Genomic DNA, 2,786 nt, shown 5'->3' with positions numbered 1-2,786 from the left:
CACTGCTTATCGAAGATGATAGTGATTTGTAGTTGCTTGATACGGTATTGCTTAGTGATAAGAGTTCAGACTCTAATGTGGAGTTGACATTAGATAACATCGTGGACATTGCATTGTAATCTGATGAGACTGTGCTGCTTAGAGATGAAACATTTGAGCTGAGTGATGAGACTTTATTGCTTAGTGATAAGAGTTCAGACTCTAATGTGGAGTTGACATTCTCTAATGATGTGCTAACACTGCTTATCGAAGATGATAGTGATTTGTAGTTGCTTGATACGGTATTGCTTAGAGATGATATCTGTGACTCTAATGTGGAGTTGACATTAGATAACATCTTGGACATTGCATTGTAATCTGATGAGACTGTGCTGCTTAATGATAAGAGTTGTGATGTGACATTTCTTTCAACAGATGATACAGCAGAGCTTAATGAACTTGCTAACGATGATGCAGTAGCTAATGATGAATTTGATACTATTCCAGCTTCTCCCATACCATATGCATTAGCTGATACAGAAGGCCATGGTAAATATATTAATGATACATTGTAATCGAATATCAATTGACCTTGTGATACCATTGGTGGGTAAACTAAGAATGAACTCATAGTTGGAGGTGTTGGTACTAAACTATTTGCTGGCATCACTTTTCCTGATAGCACATTTCCATTATAGACAAATGCAGTTGTATGACTTGGACCCATTGCAAATAAATAGGCATAAGTTTCTAATTGCGAATTATATGTTTGTAATGTTAATAATGGGTTGACAACATATGCTACGTAAGGTTCTCCAACTGATACTGTCGAGCCTGAGAATATCACTTGCACAGGCACTACTATTTCATTTATATAGTATAATTCCTCTTGAACTGCTGGGCTTACTTTATCATATACTTCTACATTCTTAGATAATAATGTTACATTATAGAATTTACCGGTTTGGAAGAATCCATATGTTGCATTCGCATATATAGTTCCTTCAGCATAGCCATTTACTATAGCTGATACATTGTATCCAGCTCCATTTACACCAAATACTAGACCTGGTTCAGTTGTAGGTACGAATCCCCATCCTACCACTGTTATTGGTACATTTTGTAAGACCAAGAAGGTTGTATTATCTAAACCTGAAACAACATTTGATCCATAAGCCGCGTAAATTGGCATCTTTCCAACTATTACTTCATAAGCTGTGCCTACTGAAACATTATTGATTGGTGATGAAGATTGAACCCCATTCTTGCTAAATGAAGTTATATTTGCATAAAGTACTGCAGATCCGTTTGCATTTGGCACTTTTACATTATTAATGACGCCATAACCATTAGTTAATGTAACATTACCTACTAAGAATTGAACCGTAGACGAACTATATGTTGGTCCGTTCTGCAAATATAATGTATAATACATAGCGCTTGCATTTGCACCTATTATTTGTACTGTTAATTCCCCAGCACTTACTGGAGCTATTCCTGGGAATTTGAAACTTTGACCATCTATCATTAACGTAAATGGTTGAGTTGAATTATAAGGCACAACTACACTTGGATTTGAAACTATTTCTGGTAAATAATAATAAACTCCGGGAGTAGTTAATTCTATGTATGGGTTTACATATACTATTGCGTCACCAGTTTTATCTGTTACTAATGATGATGATGGCATCATATTACTATTTAAGAAATTATATGTTGGTACGCTATATTTGCTTAAAGTACTAACATTAAAGTAAACTGTATATGATTGGCCTTTTTTCCCAGCTTGCACAGCATTATTAGCTATTACACCAGTGGTAGGTATCTGTGACACAAAATAGAACACTCCACTTCCATTTACAACATTTACATTTGATCCTTTATTTGGTGTTACTAAGGTCATTAAAGACATACCTACTGGTTTACTTGTGCTATTAGTCTCATAGAACAAACTTGACACATTTATTCCAGGTAAAAATCCGTAACCATATACAAATAAATATTGACCTAATAGCAAGGTTGAATTAAGTGGAGTACTAAATGAGATATTACCATATTTCCCTATGGACGTTACATTATATATAGGATAGACCCTGGCATTTAATGGAGAATATCCATATGTTGTAACGCTTGTGTTTGTTGAAACGAATGCAAATAGCATTGATCCCCAATATGGATCATTAAGAGGTAATGTAACTGTAAAATTACCCTTAACTGATGTATTTCCACCAGATATTTTTTCATATAATGGCGATGTTGTTTCTGATGATGGTGATGATGATGGTGCGAATTTAACTACATGAGCGCTTGTGTTTGTGACCATATTAGTTACTGGGTTTATGTAATAGAGCCCAAATCCAGTTATGTTACTATTTGTTGGGAAGTTAGCCCAAGATATATTATATGATATTTTTTCTCCTGGATATAATTTTGTGCCATTTAAATTAACTAAAGCAATGCTTGGAAATACGTTAAGTATTGTCGATGGCATTCCTGATACGCCTGCATTAGTCAAACTGTATAACGATACATTCTCGGTAAATTTGGTTACGGTACTTATTCCTGAAGAATTTATCACTTCTATTACATTACTTGATCCTGCAGTTAAGCTTATATATGTATGGTTATAAACATTTAAAGATAAAGTGTTACCTTCAAAATATGAGTATGTGAAACCATTGCTTACTGATAAATTATTGGTTACTGCTGGAAGTGCAAATTCATTATTTATTGAACCATATAAGAATATTGTTCCATTCGTGTAGGTTTTACTTGAAGTACTCCCTGAAGTTGGTAGTAATAAGTCG

At 34.4% G+C, this 2,786-nt stretch carries 1 protein-coding gene; it reads right to left on the bottom strand.

Translation table 11 applies throughout. The features are described 5' to 3' along the window. A partial coding sequence (locus Q0C16_RS00170) for a hypothetical protein (RefSeq protein ID WP_292319015.1) occupies positions 1–2,786 on the bottom strand: 2,786 nt, incomplete at both ends.

Source organism: Caldisphaera sp. (genome assembly GCF_023256325.1).
In the GTDB taxonomy this organism is placed as follows: Archaea; Thermoproteota; Thermoprotei_A; order Sulfolobales; family Acidilobaceae; genus Caldisphaera.
The sequence above is the reverse complement of the archived record's forward strand: the minus strand, read 5'-3'. Positions and strand labels throughout refer to the sequence as shown.